This is a genomic window from Vibrio sp. MED222, assembly GCF_000153005.1.
Lineage (GTDB): Bacteria > Pseudomonadota > Gammaproteobacteria > Enterobacterales > Vibrionaceae > Vibrio > Vibrio tasmaniensis_A.
This window is the reverse complement of sequence record NZ_CH902608.1, coordinates 470,962-474,829: the sequence shown is the minus strand read 5'-3', so window position 1 is coordinate 474,829 and position 3,868 is coordinate 470,962. Positions and strand designations below refer to the sequence as shown.

Here is a 3,868-nt window from a genome sequence, read left to right as displayed (position 1 = left end):
GTCCGACTTGTGAGCATTATACGCCCAACAAGATGTTTTACAAGTTTGTAAACATGGTGCCGAGAGAGGGACTCGAACCCTCACACCCTAAGGCACTAGCACCTCATGCTAGCGTGTCTACCAATTTCACCATCTCGGCATCAAATCTTTACAGATTATTGTGGAATTTCGTCGCCTTGCGCCGGAACTTCACTCACTGCATCTTCAGCTTGTTGAATCACCTGACCTTGAGTCGGGTCAATCCACTGTGACTCAGTTTTATGTGTAGACATATTACCAAGCACTAAGCTAAGGATAAAAAATGTAGTTGCAAAAATTGCAGTCATTCGGGTAAGGAAATTTCCTGAGCCACCAGCACCAAACACAGTGTTTGAAGCGCCAGCACCGAAAGAGGCTCCCATATCTGCGCCTTTACCTTGTTGAATCAACACTAGGCCAATTACACCAAGCGCTGCCAACAGGTAAATCACAAGTAGAACTGTAAACATTTTTCCACCTATGTTCCTAATTGTTGAGCCAGCGCCGTTCAAAAAACTATTTTTAAGAACAAGGCTAGCGACCTCCTAACTGAAGGCCGAGCAATACTAGCGAATGCGACGATGACTGACAAGGGGAATTTACTAAAAAATAAGCCTTTACCAAGCAAGTGGTCAAAAAAAGGGCAAAAGGGACACAAAACTCATTTGCGTCCCTTTTTAATCATCACATAACTAAAACCCGGCCCCCACAAGTGAGACCGACTTCGCCTGTTACGGCAAACGTTTTATTAGCAATTCGCTTTTACTGCATCAGCAATTTTCAGTGCAGAACTCTGAACAAGTTCAGCATCTTCACCTTCGACCATTACGCGCAGTAGTGGCTCAGTACCCGATTTGCGTAATAGCACACGACCTTTCTCACCGAGTTCCGTCTCGACTTCAATAACAGCCGCTTTCACAGCCTCTGCTTCTAGTGGGTTTGAATCACCACTGAAACGAACATTTTCTAGAACTTGAGGGTATAACGTCATACCTTGAGAAAGCTCATTCAGTGTCATTTCACTATCGACAACTGAGGCCAATACTTGCAGAGCAGCGACGATAGCATCACCTGTCGTCACTTTATCTAATAGGATAACGTGCCCCGAGTTCTCAGCACCGATCTTCCAGCCTTTAGCTAGAAGTTGTTCCATAACATAACGGTCACCAACAGCAGCACGTACAAATGGAATACCTAATTGCTTAAGGCCATTTTCCATCCCAAGGTTGGTCATTAGTGTACCAACAACTCCGCCTTTCAACTCACCACGGCGCAGTGCATCGCGAGCAATAATGTAAGCGATTTGGTCACCATCAACTTTATTGCCTAGCTCGTCAACCATGATGATACGATCACCATCACCATCAAAGCCAAGACCTAACGCCGCTTTTTCTTCAACGACTTTAGCTTGCAGAGCGCGTACATCAGTCGCACCTACTTCATGGTTGATGTTGGTGCCATTTGGCTCCACACCAATCGCAACAACCTCAGCACCCAGCTCTTTAAATACAGCCGGCGCAATGTGGTAAGTCGCACCATGCGCGCAATCCACCACAATTTTCATACCAGCTAGCGTCATTTTGTGTGGGAATGTACTTTTACAAAATTCAATATAACGGCCTGCTGCATCATTTAGGCGCACCGCTTTACCTAATTCAGAAGATTCAACGCACTCGATATCTTTGTCTAGCTCAGCTTCGATGGCGAGTTCAATCTCATCCGACAATTTAGTACCTTCAGACGAGAAGAACTTGATGCCGTTGTCATAGAAGGGGTTGTGCGATGCAGAGATAACAATCCCCGCTTCAGCACGGAAAGTTTGTGTTAGGTAGGCAACAGCCGGTGTCGGCATTGGCCCCGTAAACGTAGCTTGAAGACCAGCAGCAGCTAAGCCAGCTTCTAAAGCAGACTCAAGCATGTAGCCAGAAATACGAGTATCTTTACCAATGATCACTTTCTTTGTGCCCTGCTTTGCAAGAACACGACCAGCAGCCCAGCCAAGCTTCAAAACAAAATCAGGTGTGATTGGGTACTGGCCCACTTTTCCACGTACACCATCTGTGCCGAAGTAACGTCTTTTATCAGACATATTGATTTTCCTTAATTATGATTAGTGATTGTTATTCATCACTTCGATTATCTTCATCGCTTCCAATGTATCTTCAACATCGTGAACGCGAATAATTTGTGCACCTTTCATTGCTGCGATTGTTGCGCAAGTAACGCTAGCGACCATGCAGTCAGCTGGGACTTTGTCTAGTAGCTTAAAGATCATCGATTTTCTCGACATCCCCGCTAAGACAGGCAAACCAAGCGTATGAAACTTTTCAAGGTGCGCTAATAAATGGTAATTGTGTTCGATGGTTTTACCAAAACCAAAACCAGGGTCAAGAATCAGCTGCTCTTTTGATATACCGACCGCCTCACAAGCTTCGACCCTTTCTTGTAAAAAGTCTTCGACATCTGTTAGAACATCTTCGTAGCTTGGATTGGCTTGCATGGTTCTTGGCTGACCTTTCATGTGCATCAAGCAAATAGGTACATTAGCCTCTGCGGCCACTTCTAGAGATCCGGGCTCTTGCAGTGCGCGTACATCATTGATCAAATCTGCCCCTGCATCAACAGCCTGGCGCATCACCTCAGCTTTGCTGGTATCAATCGAGATCCAAACATCAAACTTGGCGCGAATCGCTCTAATCGCCGGGATAACTCGAGCTAACTCTTCCTCTAAGGACACCTCTGGAGCACCTGGACGAGTCGACTCACCACCAATATCAATAATGCTAACACCAGCCTGAATCATTCGCTCTGCTTGCAGTAAAGCATTATCTAATGAATTGAATTTTCCGCCATCAGAGAAAGAGTCAGGCGTAACATTGAGGATACCCATCACATGTGGGCGGTCTAAAACGAGCGTTTTATTGTGTGCTTTTAATATCATGGAAGGTGGGTCTTAAAGGTAAAAAATATCTTGGGCTAGAAACAGAAAAACCCTGAGCGTACTCAGGGTTTTAATTTAAAGCTTAGCAATTAAGAATCTTTGTTTTGAGCATCATCTGATTCAGATTTAACTTCTTCAACTGTCGACTCTTCAGCTTTTGGCTCGGCTTCTGATTTAGCTTCAGGTTTAGCTTCTTCCTTTGCAGGTTCTGCTTTCGCCTGATCACCCCAACCAGCAGGCTCACGAATGTCAGTCTTACGCTCCATGAGGTCATCAATCTGACCCGCATCGATCGTTTCGTACTTCATAAGCGCATCTTTCATCGAGTGCATCAAATCCATATTATCTTCTAGAATTTGCTTAGCTCGAGCGTAGTTGCGGTCGATAAGAATGCGAATTTCTTCATCGATAAGTCGAGTTGTATCGTCAGAAACATGTTTCGCCTGGCTCATGCCGCGACCTAGGAAAACTTCGCCTTCTTCTTCAGCATAAAGAAGAGGACCTAGTTTTTCCGAGAAGCCCCACTGCGTTACCATCTTACGAGCAATATCAGTTGCACGCTCGATATCGTTTGACGCACCGGTCGAAACTTTGTCTTTACCGTAGATAAGTTCTTCAGCAAGACGACCACCGTACAAGCTAGAGATCATTGATTCTAGATGCTGGCGAGACATGCTTACGCGGTCTTGCTCAGGTAAGTACATAGTTACACCAAGCGCACGACCACGTGGGATGATTGATACTTTATACACTGGATCGTGTTCAGGTACCAAACGACCAACAATTGCGTGACCTGCTTCGTGGTAAGCCGTTGACTCTTTCACTTCCTCAGACATCACCATTGAACGGCGCTCTGCACCCATCATAATTTTGTCTTTCGCAAGTTCAAACTCAACCATAGATACATTG

General features: G+C 45.2%; 3 protein-coding genes, 1 tRNA gene and 1 pseudogene. All 5 read right to left on the bottom strand.

From position 1 onward, the window contains the following. Positions 1 to 54: 54 nt before the first annotated feature. A tRNA-Leu gene (locus MED222_RS08465) sits at positions 55 to 139 on the bottom strand. Positions 140 to 155: 16 nt separating this feature from the next. Next, on the bottom strand, positions 156 to 488 hold the full coding sequence (gene secG / locus MED222_RS08470) for a preprotein translocase subunit SecG (RefSeq protein WP_009847546.1): 333 nt from the start codon (positions 486 to 488) through the stop codon (positions 156 to 158). A 278-nt stretch (positions 489 to 766) separates the two neighbouring features. Beyond that, positions 767 to 2,107, bottom strand: coding sequence for a phosphoglucosamine mutase (gene glmM, locus MED222_RS08475; protein ID WP_009847545.1), 1,341 nt, complete (start codon positions 2,105 to 2,107; stop codon positions 767 to 769). A 21-nt stretch (positions 2,108 to 2,128) separates the two neighbouring features. Next, positions 2,129 to 2,959, bottom strand: a complete 831-nt coding sequence (folP, locus tag MED222_RS08480) for a dihydropteroate synthase (RefSeq protein ID WP_009847544.1) — start codon at positions 2,957 to 2,959, stop codon at positions 2,129 to 2,131. An 89-nt stretch (positions 2,960 to 3,048) separates the two neighbouring features. Next, positions 3,049 to 3,868, bottom strand: a pseudogene (locus MED222_RS08485) (ATP-dependent zinc metalloprotease FtsH); the annotation flags it as partial.